Here is a 17,486-nt window from a genome sequence, read left to right as displayed (position 1 = left end):
TTCTGGCTTGCGGGCAGCCGCAGGCCATTTTCAGGAGGCGTTGCACAAGCTGACTTCGCGTTTCAGACGTCGTTACCGCCCGCCTGCAAAATATCTTTTCTCACCCGAAACAAACCTGCCTTCTGTCCATGACCACGCCCCTCGCCTGTTTTGCAAATCGTAATAATAACGTTATGTAATGATTGTTAAGCGCACCGCAGGCAAAGACGTTTCCCCCTGCTAGCCTTAAATCGCGGCCGCAGAGCCAGGGACACCTTCCCTTTTTTCTGTGAGGTATCGGTATGACCGACCCTGTCATTACAGACGTTTTCAAATTCGTGGCGGTCAGGCCTGCCGACCTGATTACCGACGCGCAAACCGATCTGCACTTTATTCACGATACCCGGCTTAACACATCTTTTGGTGAGCGCACGCTGAATGGGCTGGCGCGCAAACTGGCAACGCCCGCTCAGGCATTAGCGTTTTATCAGGCTGGAGACATCAAGGCGCTACAACCCTTAAGCGATCGGCGCGATGAAATGCTGGCAGCCTACCGCGCTCGTCCGGCAGAGGAACCGCTACCCCCGCAGGAAGGCGACACTGACGCACCGCCAACTACCGACGACAAGCCCGATAAGGATATCGAAGAACAGTCGGCTAACGCCTTCGATCTGCTTTATGCCGCCTGGATGAGTGGCCCGGATGCGGGTAAACGTCTGCCGATAGCCATGGATGCTCTGCGTCTGCTGCACTATTTGCGTCTGCGTCAGCAGGACAAGCTGCCGGACGTCGCTTCAGCGCGTGCGGCATTACAGGCAAGTCCGCTCATCCCGCCAGGCTTAAGTGCTTTTACGCCTGCATCGGAGACAACAAATCATCATGCAGCGGAAGAGCGAAAGCTGGCGGCTGAACAGCAGGCCAGCGCGGAACAAGCCAGACTGCGTCCGCTGTTTGAGGAATATGCCACCACCCAGCGCCTGCTTTCGCTCACCGAGGGCGACAGCGGTAGCCGGTTGCCGGTACGTCAGACCAGCAGCGAAGTGACTAACGGCAGTCAGCGGCTGATGCTTTCTAATCAGGTACGCTTTGGTGAAGTCATGGGCCTGCAAACGCCTGTTCAGGCACGCTCGTTGATGAAACAACTGACGTTGAATGACAGCAGCAGCCTGCCACAGGCCCATACCGTCTTAAAAAATCATCTGCAAAAACTAAATCGTCAGCTGGCACTGCTTCCTGCCAGCGCGTCGCTTAAAACGCTAGTTCAGGAATACCAGCTAACCGAAATCGGCAAACTGATCCCCGCCGATTCCCCGGTAATTTTTGCGGGTCAGGCAGAATCGGCGGCAGATGTTGATATGTCCGGTAAACTCACGCCGCTGGGCATTGGCGATCTTCTGGTCGTAAAACAGCAGCTGATCGCCTATCAGCCTGGCGAAGTCGCACACATTGAAAACGTGTTGAAAGGTGAGTTTCGCGAACGTACTCATCGCATGCTTGATCGCACCGAAACGATTCTGTTCAGCTCCACGGAAGATAACCAAAGCGTGGAACGTGACACGCAGTCTACCGACCGTTTTGAGCTGAAAAAAGAGGCTGAAAAGACCGTCAAAGAAGAGATGAGCGTCAGCGCCGGGGTAACGGTAACGGGCGGCTATGGGCCAGTGAAAATTACCGCTCAGGGCGATTTCGCCTATAAGACCGCCAGCGAGGAGTCGACAAAAAACAGCAGTACTTTCGCCCATGAGGTCATCGACCGGTCAATCAGCAAAATAGAAAAGAAAATCAAAACCGAGCGCACCGATAAAACCTTTCATGAAGTGGAAGAGACTAACAAACACGGTATTGATAATAAGGACGGTGACCAACACATTATCGGCGTTTACCGCTGGGTGGATAAGCAGTATCACGCGCAGATTTATAATTACGGCCGGCGGCTGATGCTGGAGTTTATTCTGCCGGAGCCGGCAGCCTACTACCGCGCCTCGCAGCGTAAGCAGGCTGTCGAGGTTGCCGGACTGACGCCACCGGTGCCTTTTCTCGATCTCAACGGGCATGAACTGACAGCGGAAGATATTACCGAAAACAATTACCAGATTTTCGCCAGTCGCTACAACGCCACCGTTGAACCCCCGCCTCCCGCCTGGACCTACGTTGGCACCTCCATCGATCAGAGCGGTATTCAGGACGGCGCAACCGTTTCTAAATCGGTGAAGGATCTGGTGATCGCCGATGGCTATCAGCTCCAGATGTTTACCGTCACTGCCGCCGTGACCTGGCATAATTATCCGCAGTTTATTCTGCAATTTGGCGAATGGGGCTGGCATGTTTTAAATAATACCCACACTTACCACGCCAGCCACATTGAGAGAGGGATGAATCCGCTTGATTACATGACGCTCAGCGGAGAAGCGCTGGCCCCGACAGGCATCGTGCCGCTGAGTGTGGCAGGCTACGATGTGAATGCCTATGCCGTGAACGTGGCGGCAAACTGCATCCGCACGCCTGAAAAATATCAAAAGTGGCAGTCCACTTCTTTCGCCGCGATTTATACCGCCTGGCAGGCATTGAAAACCGCTTACGATCAAAAAATCACCCAGGCTCAGGCAGCGGCAGATGCGGTCATTATCGAAGGGCGCAACCCGGCCGCTAATCTGGAAATTGAGAAATGCGAACTGAAAAAGCTCTGCATTACGATGATGACCGGCCAGCATTTTAATCAGTTTGACGCCATGACCAGCCCTGAGGATCAGCCGAAAGATTTGCCGGAAATGAAGCCGCTGGAAGCCTTAAAAGAGGGCCGTTATATCCAGTTTTTTGAACAGGCGTTTGACTGGCCACAGCTGACCTGGCTCTATTATCCCTATTTTTGGGGACGCAAAAAAAACTGGGTCGGGGTCAGTAATCTGACCGACAGCGATGCGCTTTTCGCCAGCTTTCTGCAAGCTGGCGCTGCGCGCGTTATCGTGCCGGTTCCTTTAGAGTACAGCGCGGCGGTACTCTTTTTCCTGCAAAAAAACAGCCAGCCGGGGATCCCGCTGGAAAGTAAACTGTGGCTGGGCGGCGAGCCGCCGACGCTTGACGATCCCGAATATAAATCCATCGTTAATGAGATCCGTAAGCGCACCGACGATCTCTACGGCGCACAAGCGGTCGAGCCGAAAGCGCAAAACGGCTGGGATTTTACGCTGCCGACGACGCTGGTATGGCTGCAAAGCGATGCCGCATTACCTGCCTTTCCCCTGACGATTTAAGGCGGCGCTGTGAGTGAACATCCTGATGGCGGCGTGCTCAGCACGACTGAATTTGATGTTTTATGCGGCGGCAACCGGGTCAAAGTGCCGCCACGTACCGCAATCCCCTGGCTGGCCCAGTGCTATGCCGCCGCGCTGTATCGCAACGACTTTCGCCGCCGCTATCCCGGGGGAGAAATCTACCCGGAATCGGATATTCGGCTGGTCGGCACCGGCCAGGCGTTTACCGATCGTGCGCTGGCGATCATTGTTAAAGAGCTGCGAAACTACTATGCAAAAAACAAAAGAAACAGAGACCTGATCGCGAAAGGCAGACCGCCCGCTGAACTGACCGAAGGCCGTGCTTTGCGGCCTGACGTACTGGGACTGGCGCTGGATAATTATCAGGTCACTATCGTTTGTGAGTTACTGGAAGTGAGTACGGTCGATCAGGCGGAAAACACCATTAAAGGCGATCTGGAACCCAAGCTGGCGCTGCTGCGCGGGCCGGTAAAAACCTTCGTTGATGACTGGTTAAGCGGTCTGGCGTTGAACAGCTCAGCACCAAAAGCGTTCATCGCCAACGGTGCACCATGGATTATTCCGCCAGAACTGATGATTGTGCCCATTTTTCCCCAGCCCGGCACGGCGATAGCATCGTTTAAATACCGCTGGATTTGTTTCGGGCCGACCTACAATTATCGGCCGATGCCGATTGGCAACTTCCAGCTGGAAGATCCCGCTTCGCCTGCCCGTGGCCTGATCCTCTATAGCTATCATGAAGCCGTCAGGGGCGCGCCCGTGCCGGTTGAGGTTTTCGAGAAGCTAACAAAATGGCTGGAGGAACAAAAAAAAAGGGAAACCCGTCTGGAGCTGCTGCCGCTGGGCGATTATCACCAGTACTGGCGTGATAATTCCGCCGACCTGAAAAGAATGCTCGGCTACCTGGCCGTTGGCGTAACCGCCGTCGCCGTCGTGGCGCTGGCCATTTTTCTCGCACCGGTGGTAGCCGGTGCCGCTTCGGCTCTGCTCAGCAACCTTGCGCTGGCGGCCACTGCCGAAGCCACCGCGCTGGAGATGGGCGCCGTTATCGCCGCCCTCTCCAACACCCTTCCCGCACTTATGCGCACCGCACATAACATCCTGATTTCCGCAAATAATATGGGCAGCCTGGCTACGGTCAGGTGAGAGTGGTCTGTATATTACTCCACGTGAGGTTATTATCATTTTCAATTAAACTTCATCTTATTTATAATTTAAAAGAACTTCACCTGTCATTCCAGGACAATAACCCTCACTTTTTTGTACTATACTTAACAGGCTGTATTTCCACAAAAAACAAAGGGGGCGACGTGAAGGAACTCTTTCATGCTGATTATTTGAGATTGATAACATCATTCACATTCTGGGGAAACATCCTGCTGGTAGTGGTTATTACTGCCGTTACTTTTTTTATTATCACTAAACTTATCTCTATTCTGCAAAAGCGCGTGGCCTATTGGGCAACCAATAATGATAACCGCGTCGCGCACAAAGTGTTTCTCGACGTATTAAAAAGAACACGCGTTACGTTAATTCTTTTCGCTTCTTTTTTATTTAGCCTGCAATTTATTGTTTTACCCGGCCGGGTCAGCGGCAGTATTCCGCACGCCTGGTTCCTGGTGGTGGCAATACAGATTGCCTTGTGGCTGGATCAGGCCGTACAGTCATGGCTACGCTACTCCCTCACGCTTTCAGGCTCCGATCATCACCGTAATCCCGTCACCACGATTATTCTGGGATTATTGTGTCGTGCCCTTGTCTGGTCGGTAATGATATTGTCGATTCTGGCTAACGCGGGCGTGAATATTACCGCGCTGGTCGCGAGCCTTGGCGTGGGGGGGATTGCCATTGCGCTGGCTGTACAAACCGTGCTTAGCGATCTGTTTGCCTCGCTCTCGATAGGCATTGATAAGCCTTTTGAAATTGGCGACTTTGTGGTGTTTAACGACGTTGCCGGAACCATTGAACATATTGGCTTAAAAACAACGCGCATCCGCAGCCTGAGCGGAGAGCAGATCGTTTGCGCTAACGCTATTCTGCTTCAGCAAACTATTCATAATTATAAAAGGATGCAAACGCGCAGGATTGTCTTTAATTTCGGCGTGCCGCTGGCGACGCCCGCAGAAAAATTACGTCAGATTGGCCCGATGATCGAAGGTGTCATTAACAAGATTGAGAAAACCCAGTTCGACCGTGCACACCTGGCTTCTTTTGAAGCGGACCGCATTATGTTTGAAGTGGTGCATATTCTTAAGTTTTCTGATTACAATCAGTATATGGATATCCAGCAGGAAATTAATATCCGTATCAAGGAATATCTGGAAGAAACCGGCATCGGGCTGGCGTGTCCGCATCGCCTTGTGACCTTTACCTCCCCCGTGCCGGTCGAAAGCATGGAAATGTAATCATCGGCAGTTACGCTAAGCCAACAGGTGGTTAAAAGGCCGGGCGCTTGTGGAATTAAATCTGATCCGCAAGCGCCTTCGCGCTATATTATCGGCTCACTGAAAACAGTGTCAGCAAAGAATCGGCCTGATTATTCATGGAGTGATAATGAGCGACTTGCAACGCAATCGGCGGCGGAAACGCCCGATGAAATTGAGTACTTCCGTCAGTTTGATGGTCAGCGCAGCGATTGCTGCGGTATTACTGGTTGTCCATCTGTTCTACTTTTTACAGATCAGTCAGATCACCCGCGACGGCGTCAGGGATAAAGCGCTGGCGGTGGCACGCACCCTGGCTGATTCGGCGGAAATACAACGCGGCCTGCGCTTGCCTTCTGACAGCAATATCATTCAGCCTCTGACGCAGGCCGTTCAGCAAAGTAATGACCTGCTGTTCGTGGTGGTCACCGATATGCAGGGCATCCGCTTTTCACACCCCAATAAAAAGGCAATTAGTCAGCATTTTATTGGCGACGATCTGCAACCTGCGCTGGCCGGAAAGGAAAACGTCGCGATAAATCGCGGCCAGCTCGCCGAAGCCCTGCGGGTATTCACCCCGGTCTACGATGAGCAGCATCGGCAAATCGGCGTGGTGGCTATCGGCATCTCATTAAGCGAAGTTACGCATCAAATCAACAAGAGCCGCTGGTACATTCTCTGGACGGTGTTATTTGGTCTTGTCGCCGGAGCGATCGGCACCTGGTGTCTGGTAAAAGCCTTAAGGCGTATTCTGTTTGGGCTGGAGCCCTATGAAATCTCCACTCTCTTTGAGCAGCGCCAGGCGATGCTGCAATCCATTAAGGAAGGGGTGATTGCCGTTAACGATCGCGCGCAGGTGACGCTGACTAACCGGGCCGCCCGCCAGCTGTTTTTGGAAACCGGCGCGCAGCAGGCGCTAAACGGCAACAGCAGCGATATGATCGACCGGGCCGCGCCTCTGCTGACCCATTTACGGGAGGTGTTAGCCGACGGCGTGCCGAAACGGGACGTCGAGATCAACTTCAAAGGCCGGGTTCTGATCAGCAACACCATGCCGGTGAAAAGCAACGACGTTATTATTGGCGCCATCTGTACCTTCCGTGACAAAACCGAAGTGAGTCAGCTGATGCTGCGACTCGACGGCATGGTGAATTACGCCGATGCATTACGCGAGCGCTCTCACGAATTTATGAACAAGCTACACGTTATTCTTGGCCTGCTGCATATGAAAAGTTATGCCAGGCTGGAAGACTATATTTTGAAAACGGCCAGTAAATATCAGAATGAAATTGGCTCGCTGCTGCTGCGGATAAAATCGCCGGTGATTGCGGGCTTTCTGTTGAGTAAGATCAATCGGGCCTCGGATCTGGGCCACCGGTTGACCATCAATGAAGACAGCGATTTGCCCGACAGCGGCAGCGAACAGCAGGTGGCAACGCTGATTACCGTACTGGGTAACCTGATTGAAAACGCCCTGGATGCCGCCGGCGAATCCGAAGGTGAAATTACCGTGCTTCTGCATTATCAGAACGGTTCTCTCGCCTGCGTGGTAAGCGATGACGGGCCGGGTATTCCTGCCGAGCGGCTTGATGCTATCTTTGATAAAGGTTTCTCGTCGAAGGGCGATAATCGAGGGGTGGGGTTATTCCTTGCCAGACAACAAACCGAAAGCCTTGGCGGAAAAATTGCTGTAGAGTCCGAACCCGATGTTTATACCCAATTTTTTGTCCAACTGCCCTGGGATGGAGAAAGTAAAATCGCATGATCAATGTTTTAGTCGTCGATGATGATGCCATGGTGGCAGAGCTAAACCGCGTCTACATCAGCCAGCTGGAGGGATTTACCTGCTGCGGCGTCGCGTCGACTTTGCAGCAGGCCAAAGAGTGGGTGCAGCATGGCAATGTCGACCTGATTTTGCTGGATATTTATATGCAGCAGGATAACGGACTGGATTTGCTGCCGGAGCTGCGCGCGGCAAAGCGTGCTATCGATGTGATTGTCATTTCTTCAGCGGCGGATGCCAGCACCATTAAGCAGTCGCTGCATTATGGCGTGGTCGATTATCTGATTAAGCCATTCCAGTTTTCACGCTTTGAAGAAGCGCTGACCGGCTGGCGGCAAAAAAAATTGTTGATGGATAACCAGCAATATTATCAGCAGGCGGACGTTGACCGACTGATCCATGGCGACAATACGGTAAGCGATAATAAACGGCTGCCGAAAGGCCTGACGCCGCAAACGCTGCGTACGCTGTGCCAGTGGATTGATGCGCACCCGGCAGAAGAGTTTTCAACCGATGAACTGGCTGCCGCAGTTAATATTTCGCGCGTTTCCTGCCGTAAATACCTTATCTGGCTGGCGCAGATCCATATTTTGTTTACCAGCATTCACTACGGTGCGACGGGCCGTCCGGTCTATCGTTACCGGTTACAGCCGGAATACAGCGCGTTACTCAAGCAGTACTGTCAGTAACTGCATTAAGCCGGTAATCCTGGTGTAACAGTTGGAAGCTAAACTGCCGCCGTGAGGAACAAATCACCTGACGGTCTTTGGTAACAAAAATAGCTTCAATCTGCGGGTTCTGGCCCAGGTAAGCCAGACCTTGCCGGACACCCATGCCGTACAGCAGCGTGGTGAAGATGTCGCCGTCTATCGAGTGGTCACAAATCACGGTGACGCTAAGCAGTTCATTATCCAGCGGATAGCCGGTAGCGGGATCGAGAATATGATGATAGCGGCGTCCGTTCAGCTCGAAATAGCGTTCATAGACGCCAGAGGTCACCACCGATTTACTGCTGACGTGGATGACGCCAATCAACGCATCCGGCCCGGCGAAGGGTTGCTGCAAGCCAATCGCCCAACCCTGCCCTGCCTCATCCGGCGCGCCCAGCGTCTGAACATTACCACCCAGATTAATCAGCGCCCGCGTCACGCCCTGCTGACGTAAAAAATCCCTGACCACATCGGCGATATAGCCCTTGGCTATCGCGCCCAGATCGATTTCCATCCCTGCTTTACGCAGAAATACCGTCTGCGCCTGCTCATCCAGCTGCACATCGGCCGGATCCGTTAGCGTTAGCAGGCGTTGCAGTTCTGCTGCGGGCGGCACGCTGTTGCCCTGAAAACCGATCTTCCAGCGTTTGACTATCGGCCCAATGGTAAAATTAAAGCAGCCGTTCAGCTGGCTAACGGCTTTCGCCTGCTTAATTAGCTGGAAAACCGGCGCGCAGACGCTGACTGCCTGCTGGCCTGCGGCATGGTTAACGGCCATCACTTCAGACTGCGCCCGGTTCACGGTCAGCAGATTTTCCTGATGTTTGATCAGACGAAACACCTGTGCAGCAAGGGCCTGGTCATCAACAAACAGTTTGAGAAGGATTGGCGATCCCATCAGGACCGCCGAATAAGAAACCTGCTCCTGAACCATGGTTCGCCTCGTTAACGCAGCGCGTGAGCGGCTGCGTTATGGCCTGCCAGCGTGCCGAAGATAATGATATCGGCCACCGCGTTGCCGCCAATGCGGTTCGCGCCGTGAATACCGCCAACCACTTCGCCAGCCGCCCAGGCACCGCTGATGACCTGTTTTTGCGCATCCAGCACGGCGGTATCGGCATTGATAGTGACGCCGCCCATGGTGTGATGCACGCCCGGCGCGATACGGATGGCATAGAACGGTCCCTGATTGAGCGGGTGACGCAGCGCGGTTTTACGACCGAAGTCTTCATCTTCCTGTTTATCAACGAACAGATTGTAGCGTTCCAGCGTCGCCAGCAGCGTATGGAAATTCATATTCAGCCTGGTGGCAAGCTCCTGCGGTGAAGGCGCACTGACCACAAAGCCTTTGGCAATATACTCATCTGCCGCCTTGTTGTTTTTTCTTACCTGTTCATCAAAAATCACCCAGGCGCTTTTTTCCGGCAGCGCGATAATAGCGGCAGAGACTTTGTCACGGGTTTCCATTTCGTTAAAGAAGCGATTCCCTTCCTGACTGACCAGGATTGCACCGCCACCACGAATCGCTTCAGAGATCAGATAAGACGTGGTTTGTTCTACGGTCGGGTGAATCTGGATCTCGCCCATATCGACCGTGTCCGCGCCAATGTTTTGCAGCATGGCGATACCGCTGCCGGTTGCGCCTTTATGGTTAGTCGTCACAAAGCCGTCCAGCTCGGGGCGATATTTCACCACCATTTCACGATTGGCGCTGAAACCGCCGGTGGCAACAATCACGCTTTTCGCGTTAAGAATGCGGCTGTCGTTGTATTCATCAACCACTTTAACGCCCGTTACCGCACCGTTTTCAAAAATGATTTCTGCAACCGAGGTCTCCAGCAGCACTTCAATTTCACGCTTGTTAATATTTTTTACCAGTCCGCTGATCAAAAAGCCGCCAACCGCTGAGCGATCCGCCGGGCGGTGGGTGCGGTCAATGCTCATGCCGCCGGTAATGGTGATGTCGTTCAGTTCAATATCTTTGGCCGCCAGCCATTCAATCGCTTCGGGTGCCAGCTCAACAAACTCTTTCAGCAGCACGGGATTGTTTTTGAACTGGCCGCCTTTCAGCGTTTCCTGATAGAACAGCTCTTTGCTGTCGACAATGCCTTTCAGCTTCTGGAAACGGGTTTCCGCCGCGTTCATCCCTACCGAGGCTTTAATGGTGTTGCCGCCAATGGTCGGCATCTTCTCAATAATCACCACGCGGGCACCTTCGTCGTGCGCCTGAATCGCGGCGGCCAGGCCTGCGCCACCGCTGCCCACCACGACCACATCGTAGTTTTGCGGCGCTTGTGGATTACCCCCTTCATCAATGACCTGCTCTTTACTGGAGGTGGCCAGCGCGCGCGAAACCGCTTTTTTCAGTGCTTCACTCTGCGTGGTTGCGCCGGTGACGGCATCAACGTGCGGGCTGTTTGCCACCAGGATGCGGCTACGCAGGCTTTCAAAGGTCGTGGTAAAATCGACATCCAGCGTATCGTCCGGCACCAGCATGATATCGGTGATGCGGTCCGTATCCAGCGTGACGTTGATTTTTAGCTTCAGCGCCTCGGCTTCGACTTTTTCCTGATACACGCCAGCTTTGTATTTGCGCCCGGTCGCGCTCATATCGCGGATCATTGCGTCAACCAGCGAGAAGCGCCACAGCGGTTCAGGAATGTTCAGCTCTTCACGCTTATTGCTGTCAATAAACAGCTCAAGATGCTCGTTGTTAACAATGCGGTCTGTCCAGTCCGGGTAAGCGATGCAGGCTTTACCCACTGCCACCAGATCAAAACCGTGTTCGAGCGCGTTTTCAGCGTCGGCTTTGTTCACCACGCCACCCACACCAATCACCGGGATTTTCGCCAGCGTAGCGGAACGCTGAGCGAGGAATTTGGTAATCAGCGGCGTAGGATCGTTACGCTCGACGATGGAAGGACGCAGCAGCTGGCCAACGGAGAAGTGAACGTAATCCAGCCCACGCGCGGCCAGTTTTTCCAGCAAATACATTGTGTCGTCAAAACGGATGCCGGGGACTTCCAGCTCTTCTGGTGAGAAACGATAGCCGATAATAAATGAAGCATCTGCGAAGCGTTCGGCCATTTTATGCGTGATTTCTAACACTTCCAGTGGGAAACGCGCCCGGTTGTCGCGGCTGCCACCCCACTTATCGTCACGCTGGTTGGAATTAGGAGAGTAAAACTGCTGGATCAGGTAAGTGTTGGCGCCATGAAGTTCTACACCGTCAAAACCGGCTTTGATGGCACGGTTAACCGCATCACCAAACTTAGTAATCATCACATCGACTTCTTCAGCGGTCAGCGCTTGCGGTGTCGTGGCGCCTTCACGCGGCGCGGCGATCGCGCTGGGCCCAACCGGCGTTCTGCCGCCAATCAGCTCGGGTTCCACCATTCTGCCGCCGTGGTAGATCTGTAAAATCGCTTTGGAGCCTTTCGATTTAATGGCCGAGGCGATTTTACTCAGTCCTGAGATTTTGTTGTCGCTGTCGATGCCGATCGCGCCAGGAAATGCCGGGCCTTTGGGGTCAATAAAAGCGCATTCAACGATCACTGTGCCAATGCTGCCAGCACGGTCACGATAATACTCCACCAGCTCACTGGTTACAGTGCCGTCGTAAAAACCGGTACAGGTGGTCATTGGCGCCATCACTAAACGGTTTTTCAGCACCGCACCTTTTGGCAGCGTCAGAGGATTAAGGATCGGGGTTAGCGTATTCATTATTATCAACTCCAAAATTAAAAAATTTTTAGATTCTGTGCGGACGCGCTATTTCCCAATTAATTAAGTGGTCCGATTTCATACGCCAAATATAACAATTTCTTTATTTTTATAAGCGATAAATTTAGTTATTAAACTTTTTAAACCCTACGTTTATTTAATTCATAAGCTCTGGGCACAACAATACTCTATTGTTAATCAGAAGTTGACTTAAATCAACTTTTGATTAACACCAAAATAAAAACGATTAAAAACAACTAGTTACATGAACAGCTTCGCCCTTTTCTGGAAATTAAGCGCCCAAAGCTGCCGTTCTCACCCCTCCTTTACCGCATTAAACCAAAAGGAAAAGATTACATTTACTTAAAATTAAATGCGTTCAGAAATATTTATTGATCCAGATCAATATTATATTTAAGCCATATCGCAATATCTTCACGGGGACTTAATTATGTGTTAAAAATAAGAGCAAGAAAAACACTTCCACCAGTTTAAGATGGTCCGGTTGATTAGCGAAGAAAGAATAAAGAGATAAAAAGACATACACTCAACCGAACCCTGAACCTATTCCTCACAACTTGTAGACACATACTATGAAACCACGATCTGATTTGAGCGAACCTCCAAAAGCGCCCGTTGCTTCTTCAGGATCAAAACGCCTGATTATGCTGTTCCTGCCCGTACTGGTAGCGGTCCTGTTATTACTGGTTCCCACGCCTGCCGGGTTGGAACCTTACGCCTGGCATTTCTTTGCCATCTTCGTTGGGGTGATCGTCGGGCTGATCTTCGAACCCCTGCCCGGCGCGGTAATTGGTCTGACCGGCGTGGTGGTCATCGCGCTATTCAGTCAGTGGCTGCTGTTTAGCCCGGCTGAGCTGGCTAACCCTAAATTCAAGATGGCTACCGAATCCTTTAAATGGGCGGTCAGTGGCTTTGGCAATTCTACCGTCTGGCTGATCTTCGGCGCATTTATGTTCGCCGCGGGCTATGACAAGACGCAGTTCGGTCGTCGTCTGGCGCTGATTCTGGTGAAATACCTTGGGCGGCGGAGCCTGACGCTGGGCTATGCCATTACCTTTGCCGATCTGTTGCTGGCACCGTTTACCCCGTCCAACACCGCGCGCAGCGGCGGGACAATCTATCCGATTATTGCCAACCTGCCGCCGCTGTACGGTTCCAAGCCTAACGACCCCAGCGCGCGTAAAATTGGTTCTTATCTGATGTGGGTGGCGATTACCGCAGCCTGTATCACCAGCTCAATGTTTTTGTCCGCTCTGGCACCTAACCTGCTGGCACTGGCGCTGGTGAAAAGCATTGTTGGTTTCGAGATTTCATGGGGCACCTGGTTCCTGGCTTTCCTGCCGCTGGGCGTGCTGTTAATCCTGACCATGCCGCTGCTGGCTTACTGGTTCTATCCTCCGGAAGTGAAAATTAATGATGAAGTTCCTCGCTGGGCGAAGAGCGAGTTGGAAAAGCTCGGCAAGCTTTCACGTAATGAAATTTTGCTGCTGGTGTTTGTCGTCTGCGCCTTGCTGATGTGGATTTTTGCTACCAGCTGGATCGAGCCGGCTATGGCGGCCCTGCTGGTCGTGGTTCTGATGCTGTGGACCGGCGTGCTGAACTGGAATGACATTACCAGCAATAAACCGGCCTGGAACACTTTCGCCTGGTTCGCCACGCTGGTGGCGCTGGCCGATGGTCTGGCACGCGTTGGCTTTATTGCCTGGCTGGGTAAAGAAGGCGGACAGCTGCTGACGGGTATCGATCCGCAGGTCGCGGCGGTCATGCTGCTGGTGGCTTTCTTCCTGCTGCACTATCTGTTCGCCAGCACCACGGCGCATACAACGGCGCTGCTGCCTGCCATGCTGACTATCGCCGCAGCGATTCCGGGCATTAATATGCCGGTCTACTGCCTGATGATGGTCACCTCGCTGGGCGTTATGGGTATTATTACCCCTTACGGCACCGGTCCAAGCCCTATCTATTATGGCAGCGGCTATTTGCCCACAAAAGATTACTGGCGACTGGGAACCATCTTCGGCGCAATCTTCCTTGGTGGCCTGATGCTCATTGGCTATCCCTGGATGGTGATGATGTTCTGATTGCACTGGCTTCCTCAGTCATTGCCCTGACCCGCCTGACATCGCGACAGGCGGGTTGGATAACACAACCCTTGCAGTCACTTTGCCAGACCCCGCCCGGAGCCCGGCTTTACGTCACTAAGTGAGTATAAAATGTCGACCAAACCTTTTGTTTATCAGTCTCCCTTCCCGCTTGAACATGAAGATACTGAATACTATTTGCTGAGCAGCGACTATGTTTCCATCGCCGAGTTCGCTGGCCAGGAAGTACTTAAAGTTGAACCTCAGGCGTTGACTCTGCTGGCACAACAGGCTTTTCATGACGCTGCATTTATGCTGCGTCCTGCCCATCAGCAGCAGGTGGCTAAGATATTGAGCGATCCGGAAGCCAGTGAAAACGACAAGTATGTTGCCCTGCAATTCCTGAGAAATTCAGAGATTGCCGCGAAAGGCGTCTTACCGACCTGCCAGGACACCGGCACGGCCATTATTATGGGGAAAAAAGGCCAACGCGTCTGGACCGGCGGCGGTGATGAGGCGGCACTGTCACAGGGCGTCTACAACACTTACAGGGAAGATAACCTGCGCTACTCGCAAAACGTGGCGCTGGATATGTATAAAGAGATTAATACCGGCACCAATCTACCTGCACAAATCGATTTATACAGCGTGGATGGCGAGGAATATAAATTCCTTTGCATGGCAAAAGGTGGCGGTTCCGCTAATAAAACATATCTTTACCAGGAAACGCGTGCGCTGCTCAATCCGGGCAAGCTGAAAGACTACCTGACGGAAAAGATGCGCACATTAGGCACCGCAGCCTGCCCGCCTTACCATATTGCTTTTGTTATTGGCGGTACCTCGGCAGAAAGTACCCTGAAAACCGTTAAGCTGGCGTCAACGCACTACTATGATGCGCTGCCGCGAGAAGGCAACGAACACGGCCAGGCTTTCCGCGATGTTCAGCTTGAAGAGGAACTCTTGCTTGCTGCACAGCAGTTGGGTCTTGGCGCACAGTTCGGCGGAAAATACTTTGCCCACGATATTCGCGTCATCCGCCTGCCCCGTCATGGCGCTTCCTGCCCAATCGGTATGGGCGTCTCCTGCTCTGCTGACAGAAATATCAAAGCCAAAATCAATCGTGACGGTATCTGGATTGAAAAACTGGAGCACAATCCCGGCCAGTACATTCCGGCGGCATTGCGTCAGCAGGGGGAAGGTGACGTCCTGAAGGTGGATTTGAATCGTCCGATGAAAGAAATCCTGGCCCAGCTGTCGGCATACCCGGTTTCCACTCGCCTTTCACTGAGCGGTACAATTATCGTTGCGCGTGATATTGCTCATGCGAAGCTGGCCGAACGTCTCGAGAGAGGCGAAGGTTTACCGCAGTACATCAAGGATCATCCTGTTTATTACGCCGGTCCGGCAAAAACACCGGAGGGTTACGCCTCAGGCTCACTTGGCCCGACTACCGCTGGCCGCATGGACTCCTATGTAGACCGCCTGCAGGCCAATGGCGGCAGCCTGATTATGCTGGCAAAAGGAAATCGCAGCCAGCAGGTTACAGATGCCTGTCATCAGCATGGGGGTTTTTATCTGGGGAGCATTGGCGGTCCGGCAGCGGTGCTGGCACAGCAGAGCATCAAGAGTCTGGAATGTGTGGAATATCCGGAGCTGGGAATGGAAGCCGTATGGAAAATTGAAGTTGAAAACTTCCCTGCCTTTATTCTTGTTGATGATAAAGGCAACGATTTTTTCCAGTTAATTCAGCAGAACCAGTGTAATAAATGCGCTAAATAAAGATATAACAGCCAGCTTCGAATTAAGAAGCTGGCTGAATAGTTTTATCTGCCTTGAAAAAAAAAGTAAAAGTCGTGATTTGTCATTTTACTGACCTTCCCTTTCATCAGCCTGTAAAATTAATGCATAGCGCGCCATCAGCTGTTGTAAGCGGTGGTCAATTTTGCCCCGCAATACCGGCGACTGTTTATTTTTTTCCAACTGACGCAGCAACTCCTCTACGGGTAATGCCGCCTGTAAAGGCTGCTGAATAGTGACAAGCTGCGCTTTTATTTCCGTTACGGACAGGCAGGTCTCTGCATTTATATCCGACTCGTTAATCATTGTCGCCAGTTTCTGTAGCCTTAGCTGCGCCGTATTCCATAGCAGCAGTTGTTCCACCGGTAATGCAGTCGAAACAATCATCTGCTGCCAGTTTTGATACTGATGAACCCGTTCAGGCGTGATTTGTTGTGCGAGCAGTGCGATCCTCTCTCCTTTGCCGGGCTCGGGTTGAAGCAGATAATAGCCCCACGCAATGATCCCGCTTAGCAGGGCCATCGAAACCATGCCTGCGAAAAACCTCTGGCTACGCGCCCAAAAACTGAATCTGACGTTGAGCCCCGAAGAGGAGGTTAAGTCATGTGGCACATAGATTAGCGGCGTAAATTTTTCGCCACTGCATAAGGGTAGCGGGCCGTCAGTGCTAAGTTCCGTTTCTGGTTGGGCCACAGGTGATATTTTCAATTCTGGCCTCTGAAGCTGCTCAATCATACTGCTAACCTGCACAATTAAGCGATCCAGCTGGCTCAAGTGTTTCTGCGCCAGTTTTTCCAGAGTTTCAACATTCTGTTGCAGCTGATTTTGCAGCTGCTGAAGCAGCGCCAGATCTTCCTCAGTAAGCGACAGCGTAGGCAGCACCTGCTGGATGCCGGCGCTCAGCCAGGTAATAATGGCCAGACGTGCCGATAACGGGTGCGGCCAGAGCGTCGACCACTGATGTTTCATCATTGCCGTAGCAATCTCGAGCCCTTCACAAAGTCCCATCAGGCCGGTTCGCCAGGCCCGGGCGAGCGTATACCAGGCCACGCTTTGCAAATCCATGCCGTTCTCTCTGAACAGCGCAATGGCTAACTGCTCCACTCTCAGCCAGTCGACTTCTGATGCAGCGTTATTCATCCGGGTAATTTCCTGACGCAGCGCGATAAATTCCGCCAGCGTGCGCGGATCACCGCCGGTATGCAGGATATGACTTATGGGTGCTGTCATGCGTTATTTTCCCTGTAACTTGAGGCTTTACTCTTCCCTGGTCGTTTTGATTACCTTAAAAATTTACTACTCACTTTCCAGCTATTTTTGTGGCACTCCTGTGACAAACCCGATCGACAAAAAATAAAATCAACCTGCGTTGATAAAGAAAACAGCGTTATCAGCATGATAGTTAATATTGCGATAATAAACCGCCCCCCGCATTATTACAAACGGTTTAACCCCATCTGGAAACATTGTTCCAACAGAAATTTTTAATTGGCGCTTTAAGTAACACAACCCCTTAATGAATAATTACATTTCAGTGTTAACCGCCGGGTAAAATGCCCATTTTCTCTAAAATTATCCTTATTCGGAAATTAGCACCAAAAAAAGGTTCATGTAACGAAATAATCGGAACTTAACCTCACTGCATTAACAGTAATAGTCAAAATATGCGTAATTTCGTCTTAATACGCTTAAGCCCC

10 protein-coding genes are annotated in these 17,486 nt (G+C 52.1%); 7 read left to right on the top strand and 3 right to left on the bottom strand.

What is annotated here, in order from left to right:
* Positions 1–281 precede the first annotated feature (281 nt).
* The 5 genes from AAGQ96_RS08440 to dcuR all read left to right on the top strand — a co-directional run bounded on the left by AAGQ96_RS08440 (position 282) and on the right by dcuR (position 8,146).
* Positions 282–3,230, top strand: coding sequence for a hypothetical protein (locus tag AAGQ96_RS08440; RefSeq protein WP_342755260.1), 2,949 nt, complete (start codon positions 282–284; stop codon positions 3,228–3,230).
* A gap of 9 nt (positions 3,231–3,239) precedes the next feature.
* A complete protein-coding gene (locus tag AAGQ96_RS08435; protein ID WP_342755259.1) occupies positions 3,240–4,397 on the top strand; it encodes a hypothetical protein in 1,158 nt (385 codons plus the stop codon).
* Positions 4,398–4,561: 164 nt separating this feature from the next.
* The gene (locus tag AAGQ96_RS08430) at positions 4,562–5,656 is read left to right on the top strand and encodes a mechanosensitive ion channel family protein (RefSeq protein WP_342755258.1); all 1,095 of its coding nucleotides are present in this window, start codon (positions 4,562–4,564) and stop codon (positions 5,654–5,656) included.
* A 148-nt stretch (positions 5,657–5,804) separates the two neighbouring features.
* Entirely contained in the window at positions 5,805–7,439 is a 1,635-nt protein-coding gene (locus AAGQ96_RS08425) for a sensor histidine kinase (protein ID WP_147197102.1), read from the top strand.
* Complete coding sequence (dcuR, locus tag AAGQ96_RS08420; protein WP_147197100.1) at positions 7,436–8,146, top strand: two-component system response regulator DcuR; 711 nt, start codon at positions 7,436–7,438, stop codon at positions 8,144–8,146. The genes AAGQ96_RS08425 and dcuR overlap by 4 nt, the downstream gene beginning before the upstream one ends.
* Here dcuR and AAGQ96_RS08415 read toward each other — a convergent pair.
* Together AAGQ96_RS08415 and AAGQ96_RS08410 are read right to left on the bottom strand one after the other, a co-directional pair.
* Entirely contained in the window at positions 8,127–9,101 is a 975-nt protein-coding gene (locus AAGQ96_RS08415; RefSeq protein WP_342755257.1) for an FAD:protein FMN transferase, read from the bottom strand. The genes dcuR and AAGQ96_RS08415 overlap by 20 nt on opposite strands.
* Before the next feature lie 11 nt (positions 9,102–9,112).
* A complete protein-coding gene (locus AAGQ96_RS08410; RefSeq protein WP_342755256.1) occupies positions 9,113–11,890 on the bottom strand; it encodes a flavocytochrome c in 2,778 nt (925 codons plus the stop codon).
* Between the two features lie 593 nt (positions 11,891–12,483).
* Here AAGQ96_RS08410 and AAGQ96_RS08405 point away from each other — a divergent pair.
* Entirely contained in the window at positions 12,484–13,992 is a 1,509-nt protein-coding gene (locus AAGQ96_RS08405; protein ID WP_147197094.1) for an anion permease, read from the top strand.
* Between the two features lie 132 nt (positions 13,993–14,124).
* Complete coding sequence (fumA, locus tag AAGQ96_RS08400) at positions 14,125–15,771, top strand: class I fumarate hydratase FumA (RefSeq protein WP_342755255.1); 1,647 nt, start codon at positions 14,125–14,127, stop codon at positions 15,769–15,771.
* 87 nt (positions 15,772–15,858) lie between these two features.
* Here fumA and AAGQ96_RS08395 read toward each other — a convergent pair whose 3' ends face one another.
* Positions 15,859–17,019 (bottom strand): type VI secretion system ImpA family N-terminal domain-containing protein, encoded by a 1,161-nt coding sequence (locus tag AAGQ96_RS08395; protein ID WP_147197090.1) that lies wholly within the window; start codon positions 17,017–17,019, stop codon positions 15,859–15,861.
* Positions 17,020–17,486: the final 467 nt, after the last annotated feature.

It is taken from the genome of Pantoea sp. MBD-2R (genome assembly GCF_039134845.1).
Lineage (GTDB): Bacteria > Pseudomonadota > Gammaproteobacteria > Enterobacterales > Enterobacteriaceae > Erwinia.
Note: the sequence above shows the minus strand (reverse complement) of the source record. Positions and strands in the feature narration are given on the sequence as shown.